8 protein-coding genes and 1 pseudogene are annotated in these 17,833 nt (G+C 73.5%); all 9 read left to right on the forward strand.

Annotated elements, in window-relative coordinates; translation table 11 throughout:
- The 9 genes and pseudogenes from ACWG52_RS32590 to ACWG52_RS32630 all read left to right on the forward strand — a co-directional run bounded on the left by ACWG52_RS32590 (position 1) and on the right by ACWG52_RS32630 (position 17,831).
- Positions 1-771 (forward strand): thioesterase II family protein, encoded by a 771-nt coding sequence (locus tag ACWG52_RS32590; RefSeq protein WP_389807153.1) that lies wholly within the window; start codon positions 1-3, stop codon positions 769-771.
- A 36-nt stretch (positions 772-807) separates the two neighbouring features.
- A pseudogene (locus ACWG52_RS32595) lies at positions 808-990 on the forward strand (MbtH family protein); the annotation flags it as partial.
- 1 nt (position 991) lies between these two features.
- Complete coding sequence (locus tag ACWG52_RS32600) at positions 992-2,206, forward strand: cytochrome P450 (RefSeq protein ID WP_389807152.1); 1,215 nt, start codon at positions 992-994, stop codon at positions 2,204-2,206.
- Between the two features lie 15 nt (positions 2,207-2,221).
- Complete coding sequence (locus ACWG52_RS32605; protein WP_453126696.1) at positions 2,222-6,160, forward strand: amino acid adenylation domain-containing protein; 3,939 nt, start codon at positions 2,222-2,224, stop codon at positions 6,158-6,160.
- A 170-nt stretch (positions 6,161-6,330) separates the two neighbouring features.
- Positions 6,331-7,365 carry a winged helix DNA-binding domain-containing protein gene (locus ACWG52_RS32610; protein ID WP_389807150.1) on the forward strand — a complete coding sequence of 345 codons (1,035 nt, stop codon included), beginning with the start codon at positions 6,331-6,333 and terminating at the stop codon, positions 7,363-7,365.
- 119 nt (positions 7,366-7,484) lie between these two features.
- A complete protein-coding gene (locus ACWG52_RS32615) occupies positions 7,485-8,759 on the forward strand; it encodes an MFS transporter (RefSeq protein ID WP_389807149.1) in 1,275 nt (424 codons plus the stop codon).
- 213 nt (positions 8,760-8,972) lie between these two features.
- Positions 8,973-13,085, forward strand: coding sequence for a non-ribosomal peptide synthetase (locus ACWG52_RS32620; RefSeq protein WP_453126698.1), 4,113 nt, complete (start codon positions 8,973-8,975; stop codon positions 13,083-13,085).
- Entirely contained in the window at positions 13,078-16,434 is a 3,357-nt protein-coding gene (locus ACWG52_RS32625) for a non-ribosomal peptide synthetase (RefSeq protein ID WP_389807147.1), read from the forward strand. The genes ACWG52_RS32620 and ACWG52_RS32625 overlap by 8 nt, the downstream gene beginning before the upstream one ends.
- Positions 16,434-17,831 carry a condensation domain-containing protein gene (locus tag ACWG52_RS32630; RefSeq protein WP_390166822.1) on the forward strand — a complete coding sequence of 466 codons (1,398 nt, stop codon included), beginning with the start codon at positions 16,434-16,436 and terminating at the stop codon, positions 17,829-17,831. The genes ACWG52_RS32625 and ACWG52_RS32630 overlap by 1 nt, the downstream gene beginning before the upstream one ends.
- Positions 17,832-17,833 lie beyond the last annotated feature (2 nt).

Raw genomic sequence — 17,833 nt, forward strand, 5'->3', positions numbered from 1 at the left:
ATGGGCGCCTGGATCTCCACCTGGACCGACGACCCCGCCGACCGGGCCCTGCCCGTCCTCCTGTGCCTGCCGCCCGCCGGCGCCGGCTGCCAACAGTTCCGCCCCTGGCAGACCGAGCTGGCCGGCACCGCCCAGGTGTACGGAGTACAGCTGCCGGGCCGGGAGAACCGCTGGCGGGAACCCATGCCGGACAGCTTCGACGAGGCCGTCGAGGCCATCGCGACCGAACTGGTGTCCACCGTGGGGAATCGGCCCCTGATCGTCTTCGGCCACAGCTTCGGCGGTCTCCTCGGCTACGAGGTCTCCCGCCGGGTCACCCCGCGGGCCCTGGTCGTCAGCGGCTGCCGGGCCCCCGGCCACTGGGACGGCGCCGGCCGCGGCATCGTCGACGACGGAGAAGAACTGGACAAGCTCTTCGACACCGCCGGCCTCGACCCCGAACTGCTCGACGAGGACACCCGCGCCCTGATGGTCGACATGCTCCGCAAGGACGCCCAACTGTCCCTGAGCTACGTCCACAAGCCCGGCGTCCGACTCGACACGCCCGTCCACGCCTGGGGGGCCGACGGCGACGAGACCGTCACCTCCGCCGACCTGGACGGCTGGGCCGCGATCACCACCGCCGCCTTCACCCGGCACACCACCACGGGCGGTCACCACGCCGTACTGCGCCACCCGAGGCCCGTACTGGACCAGCTGACCGCCCTGCTGCGGACCGCGGGCGGCGATCCGACCGCCCCCGCACCCGCCCCCACCACGACCGGCGCCTGAGCGCCCACCGTCCCCACCCGCCCGAGTCCGGAGGACACCGTGCCCACCACCCACCAGGTCCTCGTGAACCACGAGGGGCAGTACGCGCTGTACCCCGCCACACGTGAGACCCCCGACGGCTGGACGCCGGCCGGCTTCGACGGCACCGAGGACGAATGCGCCGGCTTCGTGGACGCCCACTGGCCCGACACCCGCCCGCTCAGCCTGCGAGGAGCCTGAGATGGAGATCGACCTGCTCGACCCGGGCCCCTTCGGCCGCAACGACTTCTGGCCCACCTTCACCTGGCTGCGCGCCCACTCGCCCGTCCACTGGCACCCCGAGCCCGGCAGCGACGACGGCGGCTTCTGGGTGCTGAGCCGGCACCGCGACATCATGAAGGTGTACGCCGACAGCGACACCTTCAGCTCCGCGCGCGGCATGCGACTGGGCAGCGATCCGGCCGCCGTGGCCGCCGTCGCCCAGCGCATGCTCATCGTCTCCGACGTCCCGCACCACACCCGACTCAAGCGGGCCCTCCACCAGGCCTTCGGACCGCAGCAGATGCCGCGCCTGGAGGCGATGGTCGAGAAGGTCGTCGGCGAGCTGGTCACCGAGGCCCTCGAACGCGACGAGCTGGACTTCATCGACCTCGCCAAGCAACTGCCCAACCGGGTCGTCTGCGCCATGATGGGCATCCCGCGCGCCGACTGGGCCTGGATCGGGGCCCTCACCACCGACGCCTTCGACTCCCCGGACGACGAGGTACGCACCAACGCGCACTCGGAGATCTTCCTCTACTTCATCGAGCTGCTCGCCGAGCGCCGGGCCCGCCCCGGCGACGACCTGGTCAGCCAGATCGCCCACGACACCCTCGTCGACGAGGGCGACGGGGTCGAACGGCCCCTCAGCGACCACGAGATCGTCTTCAACCTCAACGGCGTCCTCTCCGGCGCCAACGAGACCACCCGCTACTCGGCGGCCGGCGCGGTCCACATGTTCGCCGAACACCCCGACCAGTGGCGGCTGCTGCGCGGCCTCGGCCAGGGCGGCATCGCCCCGGCGGTCGAGGAGATCCTGCGCTGGACCACCCCCGGGGTGCACGCCCTGCGCACCGCCGTCCGCGACACCGAGATCAACGGGATCCCGGTGGCCGAAGGCGCCCGGGTCACGCTGTGGAACGTCTCGGCCAACCGCGACGAGGACGTCTTCGCCGACCCGCACGCCTTCCGGGTCGACCGCCGCCCCAACCGGCACGTCGCCTTCGGACACGGCCGCCACCTGTGCCTCGGCGCGCGCCTGGCCCGCTTCGAGCTCGGCGCCCTGCTCACCGAGATGCTCGGCGTGCTGGACGGCTTCGAACTCGCCGGACCCGTCACCTTCAACTCCTCCAACTTCACCTGGGGGATCAACGCTCTCCCCGTGCGGCTGCTGCGCAGCCGAGCCTTCGCGAAGTAAGAAAGGGCCCGCACTGTGACCACCGCACTCCTCGACTTCAACCGCTCGGACGCCGCCTTCCCCACCACCGGGTATCCGCAGCTCCTCGCCGAACAGGCCGCCCGCACCCCCCGGGCCACCGCCCTCGCGCAGGGCGACCGCAGCTGGACCTACGCCGAACTGGAGGCCGCCACCAACCGGCTGGCGCACGCGCTGATCGCCCGCGGAGCCGCCGAAGGCACCCGGATCGGCCTCTGCTACCCGCGCAGCGCCGAGTACGTCATCGGCTCCCTCGCCGTCCTCAAGACCGGCGCCGCCATCGTCGCCCTCGACCCGGTCAACCCCGACGACCGGCTCGCGGCGATGATCGCCGACGCAGCCCCGCTGCTCGTCCTCACCCCGGCCGACCTCGGCCGCCGGATACCCGAGGACATCCCGCAGGCCGAGGTCGCCACCGCCGGCGCCGGCCTGCCCGACACCGCCCCCGAGGTGGTGACCGGCCCCGACACCGTCAGCCACCTGATCTACACCTCCGGCTCCACCGGCACCCCCAAGGCCGTCCTGGAACGGCACGGGGCGCTCACCAACCTCGTGCACTGGACCACCCGCGCCTACGGGGTCCGGCCCGGCGACCGCGCCTCCTGGATGTCAACCCCCGGCTTCGCCGTCCAGATCATGGAGTGGCTCGCCTACCTGCCCGCCGGCGCGGCCATCCACATCCCCGAGGCGGGGCAGGCGCAGACCCCCGAGCAGATCCGCGACTGGCTCGTCGGCGAGGGCATCACCCACACCATGCTGGTGGCCGCCCTGGCCGAGCCCGCCTGGGGCCTGGACTGGCCCGCGGACACCGCGCTGCGGATCCTCGTGACCACCGCCGAGCGCGTCCACAGCTGGCCGCCCGTCGACACCCCCTTCCGGGTCGTGATGACCTACGGCACCACCGAGACCACCAACGTCCTGTCCTGCCTCGACCTCGGCGCCGGCATCGACTTCACCAGCCAGGCCACCTCCGACGAGGTCCGCGCCACCCGGCAGGTCCCGGTCGGCGTGCCCATCGCCAACCTCCGCGTCCACCTCCTGGACGAGGACGGCAGCCCGGTGCCCGAGGGCGAGGTCGGCCGCCTGCACGTCTCCGGCGCCGGGGTCGCGGCCGGCTACCACGGCCGCCCCGAGCTCACCGCCGCGAAGTTCCACCCCAACTTCCTCGCCGACGACCCGCACCCGGTGCTCTACGACACCGGCGACCTCGCCCGCCGCCGCGAGGACGGAGCCGTCGAACTCCTCGGCCGCTCCGACTCCCAGGTCAAGATCCGCGGCTTCCGCGTCGAGCTCGGCGAGGTCGAGACGCACATCGCCCGCCTCGACGACATCGCCGAGGCCGTCGTCGTCACCCAGGAGCGCGGCCCCGGCGACAAGCGGCTCATCGCCTACGTGTCCCCGGCCGGCGCGGCCGCACCGGACTCCGCCGCCGTGCGCGCCGAGGTCGCCCGCACCCTGCCCTATTACATGGTCCCCGCCACCGTCGTCGTGCTGCCCTCCCTCCCGCGGCTGCCCAACGGCAAGGTCGACCGGCGCAGCCTGCCCGAGCCCCCGGAGGGCCGGGACGCGGTCGGCGCGGGCTACGAGGCACCCCGTAACGAGGTCGAGGACGGGCTCAGCAGGCTGTGGTCCGACGCCTTCCGCACCGACGGCGTCGGCATCCACGACAACTTCTTCGAGCTGGGCGGGCATTCGCTGCTGGCCTTCCAGCTGATCGACGCGATCCGCCGCCGCTACAGCGTCGAGCTCAGCCTCTCCGACCTGTCCACCTGCCCCACCGTCGCCGAACTCGCCACCCTCGTCACCACCGAACGCGCGGGCGGCCGCAGCTCCTTCGGCGGCCTCCCCGCGATCGTCCCGGACCCCGCCGCGCGCTTCGAGCCCTTCCCGCTCACCGAGAGCCAGCAGGCCCTGTGGATCGGCCGCGGCGGCCTCGTCGAGCTCGGCAACGTCGGCTGCCACGGCTACTTCGAGTGGGAGAGCGAAAAGCTCGACGTGCCCCGCTTCGAGGGCGCCTGGCGCCGGCTCGTCGAACGCCACGACGCCCTGCGCACCCGGGTCCTGCCCGACGGCACCCAGCAGGTCTTCGAGGAGATCCCGGCCTACGAGATCCCCGTCACCGACCTCGGCGGCCTCGACGAGGAAGCCCGGCAGGCCGAACTCGCCGCGCTGCGCGAGCGACTGTCCCACCAGGTCCTCGACGGCGACGCCTGGCCGCTGTTCGACGTACGGATCAGCCTGCTCGGCGACGGCCGGGCCCGGATCCACCTCTGCCTGGACTTCCTCGTCGCCGACGCCTGGAGCTACTTCCAGGTCCTCATCCCCGACCTGGTCACCTACTACGTGGAACCGGGCGCCGAACTCGCCCCGCTGGAGCTGACCTTCCGCGACTACGTGCTCGCCGTCGGGAACTCGCTGCGCGACAGCGAGCTCTACCGCCGCTCCGAGTGGTACTGGCGCGACCGCCTCGCCACCCTCCCGCCCGCCCCCGAACTGCCCGAGCGCCCGGCCGACGCCCCCGAGCTGCCCGTCCGCTTCGAGCGCCGCAGCCACGTCGTCGCCCCGGAACGGTGGAGCCGGATCCAGGAGCGCGCCCACGCCCGCGAGGTGACCCCGTCCGGGGTCCTGGCCGCCGCCTACGCCGAGATCCTCGGCCGGGCCGCCGGACAGGCCCGCTTCACCATCAACTTCCCGCTGTTCAACCGCCTTCCGCTGCACCCGCAGGTCAACTCGCTGCTCGCGGACACCACGACCACCCTGCTGCTGGCCGTCGAACAGACGGAGAGCACCTTCGCCGGACGGGCCCAGGCCGTCCAGCGCCGGCTCTGGGCCGACCTGGAACACCGCTACTTCAGCGGGGTACAGGTGCTGCGCGAGCTGACCAAGCTGCGCGGCTCCCTCGCCCCGGCCATGCCCGTCGTGATGACCAGCCTGGCCGGCCACCCGCCGCAGTACGAGGAGACGGAGCTCGGCGCCCCCGTCTACGGCATCTCCCAGACCCCGCAGGTCTCCCTCGACTTCCAGGTCTTCGAGAAGCCCGAAGGACTCACCTTCAACTGGGACTTCCTGCCCGCCGTCTACCCGGACGGACTCATCGACTCGATGTTCGAGGAGTTCACCGCCCTGCTGGACGCCCTCGCCGAGGACGAGATCTGGGAGCGCCACTCCCCGCCGCCCGGCGAGGACGACGCCGCCCCCGTCACGACCGAGGAGCGCGACACCGGCGACGCCTGGGAGCGGTACTGGGCCGGAATCCGGCGCACCGGACGCGGCGGCGACGTCATCTGGGACGCCGACAGCGGCGAGGAGTTCCACTGGCTGCTGGGCCAGGCACGACGCCACTTCCGCGGCGGCCTGCCGGTCATCGACCTGGGCTGCGGCAACGGCCGTTACAGCCGCGAACTCGCCCCGCACTACCCCTCGGTCATCGGCGTCGACGTCTCGGCCAGCGCCATCGAACACGCCAAGCGCGAGGCCGAGGGCGTGCCGAACGTCGATTACCTGGCGATCGACATGACCGACACGGAGCAGGCCGCCGTCCTGGGCGAGGGGCCGTACAACATCTTCGTCCGCGGCGTCTTCCACGTCCTGGACAGCGAGGCCCGGGCCCGGCTCGCCGCCGTCGCCGACCGCCTGCTGGGCGACGAGGGCACGCTGATCGTCCACGAGCCCGACTACTCCAGCAACTCCTTCGGCTACCTCGGCTTCGTCGGCGGCAAGCGCGGCCGCGCCGAGGACCTGGTCGGCCCGCTGGAGGCGGCCGGTGTCCGGCACTCGCACCGCTTCACCCGACCCGAACTGGCCGAGGCGTTCGGCGCGGACGGGTGGGAGGTCGTCGAGGACGAGGCGATAGAACTGCATGCGATCGACCCGCAGTCGGACTCCGACGCGCTGCGGCTGCCCGGCTACTACGCGGTGCTGCGCCGCAAGCGCTGACCGCGGCACGCTCCGGCTCCGGCTCTGTGCCGGGCGGCTCCCCGCCGCCCGGCACAGGGCCCGCGCGTCGTTCGGAGCACCGGACCGGTGGTGGTGGGCGGGCCGTCGGACGCGTGGCGGCCCGCGACGAGAAGACGCGGCCACGGCCGCACGGCTGAAAGACTGGACACGTGGAACGACGTACGACGACCGACCGGCTGCTCAGGGCGCGCGCACAGGCGATCGGGGGCGAGGTCCGGGAGGAATCGGTCGCCGCCGTCCTCGACCGGGTGCTGGCCGTGCAGGCACAGGACCTGCCCGCGGCGGAGCTCGGCCTGCGGGTACGGGCCCGCGGGCTGACCCAGGACGCGGTGCGCCGAGCCACCGACGTGGAACGCACCGCCGTCCGCGGCTGGTTCATGCGCGGCACCCTCCAGCTGGTGCCGGCCGCCGACGCCCGCTGGCTGCTGGCCCTCTTCGGCCCGGTCCACCTCGCGCTCGCCGCCCGGCGGCTGCGCGAACTGGGCCTCGACGAGTCCCTGTGCGCACGCTCGGAACGGCTCATCACCGAAGCGATCGCAGCCGAGGGGCCGTTGACCCGTGCCCAGCTCACCGACCGGCTCACCACCCTCGGGGTGGAACCGAAGGGCCAGTCCGCCTTCCACCTGATCCGCCGCGCCGCGCTCGCCGGCCACGTCTGCCACGGCCCGCAACGGGAGGGGGAGGCCACCTTCGTCCTCCTCGACGACTGGCTGCCCGCGACCGGACCCCTGCCCTTCACCGGAGCCGCCGCCGAACGCGAACTCGCCCGCCGCTACCGCGCGGCGTACGGACCGTCCGACGCCCTGGACTTCGTCCACTGGTCGGGGCTGAAGGCCACCACGGGCAGGAGCGCGTGGGCCGCCGTACGCGAGACCGGACCCGAGCCGCTCCCCACCCCGGCCGAGCCCGACGTCCGCCTGCTGCCGGCCTATGACAACTACCTCGTCGGATACCGCAGCCGCGAGCTGTCGGTACCCGCGGCACACGAACGCCGCGTGTGGCCCGGCGGCGGGCAGATCCGCGCCACCGTGCTCGTCGACGGCCTGGCCGTCGGCACCTGGTCGGGAGGCCGCCGCGGGGCCCCGGTGACCGTCGAACCCTTCCCCGGGGCCGAGCCCCACACCCCCGCCGTGGCGGCCGGCATCGCCCGCGAGAGCGCCGACATCGCACGGTTCTCCAGCTGAACCCATCGCATGTCTACAAGGGTTCTACATTCCCGGAATTCATAACCGGGGTCTAACTCGGGGTCCATAGCGTCAGTGCCGTCCGACAATTCCGTACCCAATCAGAAAAGGGCGTCGACATGGCACTCGGTCGGCATTCCGATTTCAATCGCCTGTGGTTCGGGCAGACCGTCAGCAACTTCGGAGACAAGATCTCCCTCCTGGCGCTACCGACCCTCGCGGTCGTGGTGCTGGACGGAGGAGCCCTGGAGGTCGGCGTGCTCGGCGCGCTGCGCTTCCTCCCCTTCCTGCTGCTCGCCCCGATCGCCGGGCTGGTGGCCGACCGGGTGTCGAGGCGCACCGTCATGATCGTGGCCGACCTGGGCCGTTTCCTGGCCCTGGCCACGATCCCGCTGGCGTTCGCGCTCGACTCCGTCAGCATGACCCACCTCTTCATCGTGGCCGGCATCACCGGCTGCCTCACCACCTTCTTCGAGGTCTCGTACCAGTCCTGGCTGCCCCAGCTCATCGGCACCGAGAACCTCATCGAGGGCAATACCAAGCTCCAGATCAGCCGCAGCGTCGCCGAGGCGGTCGGCGCGGGCGCCGGTGGCGCACTCATCCAGCTGCTCGGCGCCGCACGCGCCATCACCGCCGACGCGTTCACCTTCCTCATCTCGCTCGTCGCCCTGCTGGTCATCCGCCACCGGGACGTGCGCGAGCGGACCGAGGAGCGCAAGGCCTCCGCGAAGGCGGAGATGAAGGAGGGCATGCGGACGCTCTTCGGCAACCCGGTCCTGCGCGGCCTGTTCACCGCCAACGTCGTGGTCAACCTCGGTGCCGCGATGGGCGACGCGCTCCTGATCGTCTACGCGTACAAGGTGCTGGACCTCAGCCCCGGCCAGGTCGGCGTCGCCTTCGCCGTCATGTCGGTCTTCGTCATCGTCGGTGCGGTGCTCTCCGAGGTCGTCTCCAAGAGCCTCTCGGTGGGCCGCCTGCTCGTCATCACCGCGGTCGTGCTCGGCGCCGGCTACATCCTGGTCCCGACGGGCGGGGCGATCGGCGGCTTCGTCGGACTGATCGTGGTCCAGGCCGTCATCGGCTTCGTCTCCCCGATGTTCGACATCCACGTCCTCAGCCTCGTGCAGGGGGTCACCCCGAACGAGCAGATGGGCCGCGTCAGCGGCACCGCGCTCTCCGCGGTGTACGGCGCCCTGTCGCTGGGCTACTTCGCCGGCGGCGCGCTCGGCGAGGGGATCGGCCTGACGGCCGGCCTCGCCGTGGCCGGCACGGTCACCATCGTCGGCGGCCTGACCCTGCTCGCCGGACCGGTGGCCAAGATCAAGGAAATGCCCGCCGGTGACAACGCCGAGGAGGGATCTCCGGCGGCCGACGAGGCCAGGATCACCGCCTGATCGACGCACGACGGGGGAGCGGGAGTGGGTGCCGGCCGAACGGCGCCCACTCCGCACCGCACCCCCGCCCCCACCCCGTACGTCCGTACACCGCACCCGAACCGGTGCCCGTACGACCCCCCACGCCAACTCCCCACGCCCAGCGCCGCGCATCCCGCGGCGCCACCTCGCCGTATCCCTCTCCCGACTCCCGAAGACGCACGGAGGCTCAAGGTGAGCGAGTCCCTCGCCGAACGCATAGCCGCACTGCCGAAGTCCCGCCGGGCACTGTTCCAGGCCCTGACGGGCCGCACCGGCGGGCGCGCCGCCGTACGGGAGGACCCTGAGCCGGCACCCCGCGACCCCGCCGAAGAACCGGTGCTCTCCTTCGCGCAGCGCCGCCTGTGGTTCATCGACCAGCTGCAGCCCGGCAGCCCCGCCTACAACGTGCCGGTCGCCACCCGCATCCGCGGCCCGCTCGACGTCCCCGCCCTGCACGCGGCGCTCCAGGACATCGTGGACCGCCACGAGGTGCTGCGGACCGTCTACCGCTACCAGGAGGGCGCCACCGAGGCCGTCCCCCGGGTGATCGACGGCTACCGGCTTCCCCTCCCGGTGACCGAGCTGCCCGACGAGGCGGCGGCCCGACCGTTCTACGACGCCGACGCCGGCGCCCCCTTCGACCTGGCCGGCGCCGTCCCGCTGCGGGCCCGGCTCGGCCGGATCGACGCCGAGGACCACGTCCTCGTCCTCAACCTGCACCACATCGTCACCGACGGCTGGTCCATGCGCGTCCTCTACACCGAACTGGAGCGCGCCTACGCCGCCCGCACCGGCGCCCCCACCGAGGCGACGGCCCCGCTCGCCCTCCAGTACGCCGACTTCGCCACCTGGCAGCGCCGTCGCGTCAGCGGGGACCGGCTGGAGAGCCTCACCTCCTTCTGGCGCGAGGAACTGGGCGGCGCCACCCCGGTGGACCTGCCCACCGACCGGCCCAGACCGCCCGTCTTCGGCCACGCCGGCGCCTCCCGCTACATCGACCTCCCGCCCCGGCTCATCGCCCGGCTGCGGGAGTTCGGCAAGTCCGAGGGCGCCACGCTCTACATGACGATGCTGGCCGGCTTCGCCGCCACCCTGCGCCGCTGGACCGGCCAGGAGGACATCGTCGTCGGCACCTCCGTCTCCGGCCGCGACCACCCGGCCTTCGGCGAACTCATCGGCTTCTTCGTCAACACCCTGCCGCTGCGCATCCGCACCGGCGGCGACCCCGGCTTCGCGGAGCTGGTCCGCGCCACCCGCCACACCACCCTCCAGGCGTACGCGCACCAGGAACTGCCCTTCGACCTGATCGTCGACGCCCTCGGCCTGCCCCGCGACCCCAGCCGGCCGCCGCTCACCTCCGTGATGTTCCTCCTCGACGAGACCCCGGACACCGCCCCCGGCCTCGCGGGCGTCGCCACCGAGCCCATCGACTTCTCCTCGCACGCCACCAAGTACGACCTCATGATCAGCGTCCACGACACCGGCACCGCCGTCCGCGCCCTCGTCGAGTACCCCACCGCCCTGTTCGACGCCACGACCGTGGACCGGCTCCTCGGCCACTTCCTCACCACCCTCGAAGGGGCGCTCGACCGCCCCGACGCCCCGCTGTCCGCCCTGCCGTTGCTCACCGACGGCGAGCGCCGGGCCGCCCTGGACGACTGGAACGCCACCCGCGCCCCCTTCCCCCAGGACGCCTGCCTGCACGAGCTGTTCGAGCAGCACGCCGACCGGCGGCCCGACGCGCCCGCCGTGATCCTCGGCGGACTCGGCGGCTGGAACGTCACCTACCGGGAGCTGGAGGAGCGCGCCAACCGGCTCGCGCACCGGCTGATCGAAGCCGGCGCCGGCCCCGACCGGACCGTCGCCCTGTGCCTGCGCCGCGGCCCCGGACTGGTCACCGCGATCCTCGCCGTCCTCAAGGCCGGTGGCGCCTACGTCCCCCTCGACCCGGACTACCCGGCCGAACGCCTGGCCCTGCTGCTGAAGGACGCCGCGCCGCCCATCGTCGTCTCCGACGCGGAGCTGATCGGCCGGCTGCCCGTCCCCGCCGGCACCGCCCAGGTGCTCCTCGACACCGACCGGGCCGCCCTCGCCGAGCTGCCCGCGAGCCGCCCGGCCGTCCCCGTCACCTCCCGGGACCTGGCCTACGTCATCTTCACCTCGGGCTCCACCGGCACCCCCAAGGGCATCGCCCTGGAACACCGCGGCGTCGTCAACAACCTGCTCGACCTCAACCGCTCGTACGGCATCGGGCCCGGCGACTCGGTCCTCGCGCTGTCCTCGCCCAGCTTCGACATGAGCGTCTACGAGACCCTCGGCATCCTCGCCGCGGGCGGCACCCTCGTCCTGCCCGACCCGGCCGCCGCCAAGGACCCGGCCCACTGGGCCGACCTGGTCGAGCGGCACGGCGTCACCGTCTGGAACTCCGCCCCCGCCCTCCTCGGCCTCCTCGCCGACCAGCTCGAACACACCGGCGGGCCCCGCCTGCCGAAGCTGCGCACCGCGTTCCTCGGCGGCGACTGGATCCCCGTCACCCAGCCCGACAGGATCCGCGCCTTCGCGCCCGACCTGTCCTTCGTGGCGCTCGGCGGGGCCACCGAGGCCTCCATCCACTCGGTGGAGTTCCCCGTCGGCCGGGTCGATCCCGAGTGGACGAAGCTCCCGTACGGGCGGCCCATGGCCAACCAGCTCACCTACGTCCTCGACCCGAACGACCGCCTCGTCCCCGTCGGCGTACCCGGCGAACTCCACCTCGGCGGCGTCGGACTGGCCCGCGGCTACCTGAACCGGCCCGAACTCACCGAGGAGAAGTTCGTCCACGTCGAACTGGAGCCCGGCCGCACCGAACGCCTCTACCGCACCGGCGACCTGGCCCGCTACGGCGCCGACGGCACCATCGAACTCCTCGGCCGCACCGACTTCCGGATCAAGCTCAACGGGCTCCGCATCGAACCGGGCGAGGTGGAGAGCGCGCTGCGCGACCGACCCGGGGTCCGCGAGGCCGTCGTGGCCGCCCGCCGCACCGCCGGCTCCGACCGCCTCGTCGGCTACGTGGTCCCCGAGGAGGGCGCCGACCTCGACACCGCGGCCCTACGGACCGCCCTCGCCGCCGTCCTGCCCCCGCACTGCGTCCCCGCCGAACTGGTGCTGCTGGAGCGGCTGCCTCTGAGCCCCAACGGCAAGGTGGACCGGGGCGCGCTGCCCGACCCGCGTCCCGCCGGCCTCGCCGGCACCGCCGTGAGCCGGCCCGCCGCGTCCGCGCCCGTACCGGCCGACACGGACCCGGTCGCCCTGCGGATCGCCGCCGTCTGGGCCGAGGTGCTGGGCGTGCCCGAAGTCGCCCCCGACGACGACTTCTTCGCCCTCGGCGGGGACTCCTTCGCCGCCGTGCGCGCGGTCCGCGCCGTCGCCACCGCCCTGCCGGACGGCGCGGCCACCGCCCTGCGCGTCGTCGACCTGTTCAGCAACCCGACCCCGGCCGGTCTCGCCGCCCGCACCGCCGAACTCGCCGGAGCGGACCCGGCAGCGGGCCCGCGGCAGCACCGACTCCTGCACCGGCTCACCCCCGAACGCCCCGCCGGCACCACCGCGTTGACCCTCGTCTGCTTCCCGCACGGCGGCGGCGACGCCATCGCCTACCAGCCGCTGGCCGCCCAGCTCCCGCCGCACATCGAACTCCTGGCCGTCTCCCCGCCCGGACACGACCCGCTGCGCCCCGGCCCGATGCTGCCGGTCCCCGAGTTCGCGGAACTCGCCGCCGCGGAGATCGCCCGCACCGTACGGGGCCCGTACGCGGTCTACGGCCACTGCGCCGGAGTCGTCACCGCCCTGGAGACCACCCACGTCCTGGAACGGCTGGGGCAGCGCCCGATCGCCCTCGACCTCGCGGCGGCCCTCCCGGAGGAGGACCCCGCGTACGCCCTGGAGATGGAACGCGTCTCCGGCGACGACGACCTCGTCGCGTACCTGACCACCATGGACGGGTTCGACGGCGTCCTCGACGACAGCGACCTCACCGCGGTCCTGCGGATGGTCCGCCACGACATGACCGAGGCCGCCCGCTTCTTCGCCCGCACCCCGGACGGCTACGACCGCCCCCTGGCCACCCCGCTCACCTGCATCATCGGCGACGCCGACGACGCGACCGAGGGCTACGAAGCCGGCTACCGCGCCTGGGGCCGGTACGCGGCCGACGTACGCCTCGCCGTGATCCCCGGCGGCCGCCACTACTTCGCCAAGCACCTGCCCGACGCGCTCGCCGCTCTCCTCGCCGACCTGCACCGCAACGGAGGAACCCATGTCTGATCTCGCCGAACGGCTCGGCCGGCTGCCCCAGGGACAGCGCTCCCGGCTGCTGGGCCGGATGCGCAACCAGATGACGGCCGGCGTGGGCCGCCGCGTCGAACTGAAGCGCGCCGACCACGGACCGCGCTCCCGCTCCTCCTTCCAGCAGGAGCAGATGTGGTTCGTCGACAAGCTCGGCGCCGGCAAGGCCCGCAACAACATAGCCCTGGCCATAGGCCTGGGCGGACCCCTCGACCGGGCCGCCCTGCACGAGGCGCTCAACGCCGTCGTCGCCCGCCACCAGGTGCTGCACAGCAAACTCGTCGAGATCGACGGAGTGCCCTGGCAGGAACCCGTCCCCTCCTTCGTGCTCGGTGTCCAGAGCACCGACCTCGCGGGCAGCGAGGACGCGGACCGCGAACTCGCCGAACTCACCGCGAGCTGCGCCGCCGCACCCTTCGACCTGGCCGCCGGCCCGCCCGTCCGCGCCCACCTCGTACGACTCGCCCCCGAGCACCACGTCCTGCTCTGGGTCGTCCACCACGTCGCCTGGGACCCGGGCTCGACGCGGATCTTCACCGAGGAACTGACCGCGAGCTACGCGGCGGCCGCCGCGGGCAAGCGCCACGAGGCCCCCCGGCTCGCCGTCGAGTACGCCGACTTCGCGGCCTGGCAGCGGGCCAAGCTGGAGAACGACGAGCACGGCCGGGCCCTCGCGACCAAGTGGCGCCAGATCCTCGCCGGCGCCGTCGCCACCGAGGTCCTGCCCGACCACCCGCGCGGCCCCGAGACCAGAGGCGACGGCCGCGGTCTGAAACTGACCCTCGACCAGAAGCTGCTGGACCGCCTCACCGAACTCGCCGACGCCAACAGCACCACCGTCTTCACCACCCTGCTCGCCGCCTTCAACGCGCTGCTGCGGCACTGGACCCGCACCGAGGACGTCGTCGTCGGCACGGCCAGCGCCTCCCGGCCGCACCCCGACCTGGAACAGGTCATCGGCTGCTTCGTCCAGATGATCACCCTGCGGACCGAGGTCACCGACCAGCTCACCTTCCGCGAGCTGGTCACGCGCACCGCGGCCTCCGTCATGGACTCCTTCACCAACAGCGAGCTGCCCTTCGAGCAGGTCGTCGAGGCCGTCCGCCCGGTCCGCGACCCGCTGCGCCACCCGCTGTTCCAGATCGAGTTCACCTCGCTGGGCCGCTGGGGAACCCACCGGGCGCAGGCCGCGGACGTCGAGTTCACCATGGACCAACTGCACGACGGTGCGGCCAAGTTCGACATGAGCTTCCTGGTCGGCGAGAACGACGGCCTGGAACTCTCCCTCGAATACAACACCTCCCTCTACCGGCACGGCACGGCGAGCGCCCTGCTCGGTGCCTTCCGCCAGGTCCTGGAGCAGGTCGCCGAGAACCCCGACCTCCAGGTCGGCGACATCAGCCTGGTCGAGGAGCCGGCCGCCTCCCGGCACGCCCGCGAGCTGTCCCGCGGCGGCCCCGTCGACGAGGCCGCCTGGACCACCACCCTGGACCGCGCGTTCCGCGAGCGGGCCACCATCCACCCCGACGCCGTCGCCGTCCGCCACGGCTCCACCCGGCTCGACTACGCGGCCCTCGACCGCTGGTCCGAGGCCATCGCCCACCGGCTGCGCGACCGCGGGGTCCGCCACGGCGACCCCGTCGCCGTGTGCGTCTCCCGCGGCCCGGCCGCCGTCGCCGGCGTCCTCGGCGTACTCAAGGCGGGCGCCCACTACGTCCCGATCGACCCGGCCGCCCCGGCCGAGCGGACCCGTACCGTCCTCGCCGACGCCAAGGTCCGGCACGCCCTCGTCGACGAGACCGCACAGCTGCCCGTACCACTGGAGCTGGTGACCACCGGGACGGCCGCCCCCGTCCGGGAGGTCCCCTCCCTCGCACCGACCGCCACCCCCGGCGACCTGGCCTACGTGCTCTACACCTCCGGCAGCAGCGGCACCCCCAAGGGGGTCATGATCGAGCACCGCTCGGTCACCCACTTCTCCCGCACCATCGCCAAGGCCTACGAGATCCGGGCCGAGGACCGCGTCCTGCAGTTCGCCCCGCTCACCTTCGACGTCTCCGTCTTCGAGATCTTCACCACCCTGCTGGCGGGCGGCTCGCTCGTCATCGCCACCGACGACGAGCGCCGAGACCCGGTCCTGCTGCAGACCCGGATGCGCGAGGACGCGGTCACCGTCGCGGAACTCCCGCCCGCGCTGCTGCCGTTGCTCGACCAGGCCGGTCTGCCCGACCTGCGGCTGGTCTCGGTGGGCGGCGAGGCCTTCCCCGGCCGGCTGGTCGCCGAATGGACCGCGGGGGAGCGCAGGTTCGTCAACGGGTACGGACCCACCGAGGCCACCGTCGCCGTCACCCTCATGGACTGCACCGGCAGCTACGACCGCAACCCGCCGATCGGCCGCCCCATGCCGGGCCACCAGGCCTTCGTCCTCGACGAGCGGCTGCGACCGGTCCCGCCCGGCGTCCCCGGCGAACTGTGCGTCGCAGGTCCCGGCGTGGCCCGCGGCTACCTGGGCCGTCCCGACCTCACCGCCGACCGCTTCGCCGACAACCCCTACGCGGACGGCCCCGAGACCGAGCGCCTCTACCGCACCGGCGACCTGGTCCGCTGGCTGCCCGGCGGCAACCTGGACTTCCTCGGCCGCACCGACCGCCAGCTCAAGGTGCGCGGCCACCGCATCGAGCCGGGCGAGGTCGAGTCCGTGCTCACCGGGCACCCCTCCGTGCAGCAGGCCGTCGTCGTCGCCCAGCCTGCTGCGGGCGGCGAGCGCATGCTGGCCGCCTACGTCACGGTCGAGCAGGTCGGCTCGTACGCCTCCGAGGTCGCCGACGCCGAGGGCCTGCGGGCCTACGCGGCCGGCCGGCTGCCCGGCTACATGGTGCCGGTCGTCGTCGTCCTCGACGAACTGCCCCTCACCCCGCACGGCAAGGTCGACACCGCCGCGCTGCCGCAGCCGACGGAACTGTCGGCCGAGGGCGGCACCGCGCCCCGCGACGCCATCGAGGAGCAGATCTGCCGCGACATCCTCACCCCGCTGCTCGAATGGCAGAACCCGGACGTGGAGGGCGACTTCTTCGCCCTGGGCGGCAGCTCCCTGCAGGCCACCATCGTGGTCTCCCGGGTCCGCGCCCTCTTCGGCATCGACATCGCCCTCGCCGACTTCTTCGGTCGCCCGACCGTCTCCGGGCTCGCCGAACTGGTCCGCGCCGCCAAGGCCGAGGCCGCCGGTGAGCAGGACCGGCTGCTCGCGGTCTTCGAGCAGATCGAGAACATGAGCGACGACGAGGCCGCCGCCCTCCTCGGCTCCCTCCAGCACCCGGACGGTCCCTGATGGCCGACCCGGCCGGGCTCGAAGGAGCGCTCGCCGCGCTCCCGGAGGCGAAGCGCGAACTGGCCCGCCTGATGCTGGCCGCCCGCCGGCCCGTACCCGCCCACCCGGCCCCGCGCTCCGGCGCGGGGCCGGTCCCCCCGACCGCTCTCCAGTCCCGGCTGTGGCGCCGCGAACGCACCCACCCGGCCGTCGCCACCGGCTCGCACGCCCTGCGGCTGACCGGCCCCCTCGACCCCGAGCGGCTCGTGGAGGCACTCACCGGGGTGCTGCGCCGCCACGAGGCGCTCCGTACGAGACTCGCCGTCTCCACCACCGGTCAGCCCCGGCTGCACGTGGACGAGGAACCGGTGCTGCGGCTCACCCGGGCCGACCTCTCGGGCTTCACCGCGCGGTCCGCCGCCGAACGCGTGGCCCTGCAGCTCACCGAGAGCGCCTCCACCGTCCTGGACCTGGAGAGCGGCCGCACCAGCGCCTTCCGGCTGCTGCGGCTCGCCCCGGACGAGCACGTCCTGATCCTCGCCTCCCACCTCGCGGTCTTCGACGGCTGGTCCTCCGGGGTCTTCCTCGCGGACCTGGCCGCCGGCTACCGCGCGGGCCCGGCCGGGCTCGCCCCGCCCGACCTGCAGTTCCCCGACTACGCCGACTGGCAGCACCGCTGGCTCGCCGGACCCGACGGATCGGCCGAACTGTCCCGGCGCCGAGCGGTGTTCGCCGCCGATCCGCCCGCACCCCGGGCGCCCGGCGGATTCGAACGCGGCCACCTGCCGGTACGGCTGGCCCGCGGGCCCGTCGACGCCGGGCTGGAGCTCGGCGCGGCCGAGGGGGCCACCCCGTTCATGACGCTGCTCGCCGCACTGGCCGTCGTGCTGGCCCGCAGCCAGGGTCGTACCTCGCAGGTGATCGGCACCCCCGCGGCCGGCCGCTTCGCCGGAGCCCTCGAAGGCGCCGTCGGGCAGTTCACCACCGTGGTGCCGATCCGGCTCGACCTGGCGGGCGGTCCCACCTTCCGGGAACTGCTGCACCGCACCCGGACCGCGGTGGCCGAGGCGCTCGCCCACCAACGCCTGCCCGTGGACGTCCTGTTCGACGGCGGCTCGCCCCCGCCGTACAACGTCCTGTTCGCCCTCCACAACTACCCGTCGGTCCCCCTGGACCTGCCGGGCATCGAGGTCGGCCAGCTGCCCGGGCCGCCCGCCCGGCACCTGGAGCTGTACAGCCCCGACCCGGCCGCCGCCCTGGCCTGCATCGGCCTCGTTGAACGGGACGGCGAGATCGGCGGCACCGCCGAGTACAACCGCCACGCGGCCGCGCCCGAGGACGTGCGAGGGCTGCTCACCGGAATCGAGGACGTGCTGGACCGGGCCGTCGCCGCGCCCGCATCCCCGCTCACCACCTAGGG

This window comes from Streptomyces sp. CLCI03, from assembly GCF_053615355.1.

What these genes read in the sequence shown, in the direction of transcription:
- ACWG52_RS32625 (WP_389807147.1), top strand. Translation starts at nt 13,078, where the DNA reads ATGTCTGATCTCGCCGAACGGCTCGGCCGGCTGCCCCAGGGACAGCGC.
- ACWG52_RS32600 (WP_389807152.1), top strand. Translation starts at nt 992, where the DNA reads ATGGAGATCGACCTGCTCGACCCGGGCCCCTTCGGCCGCAACGACTTC.
- ACWG52_RS32630 (WP_390166822.1), top strand. Translation starts at nt 16,434, where the DNA reads ATGGCCGACCCGGCCGGGCTCGAAGGAGCGCTCGCCGCGCTCCCGGAG.
- ACWG52_RS32615 (WP_389807149.1), top strand. Translation starts at nt 7,485, where the DNA reads ATGGCACTCGGTCGGCATTCCGATTTCAATCGCCTGTGGTTCGGGCAG.
- ACWG52_RS32590 (WP_389807153.1), top strand. Translation starts at nt 1, where the DNA reads ATGGGCGCCTGGATCTCCACCTGGACCGACGACCCCGCCGACCGGGCC.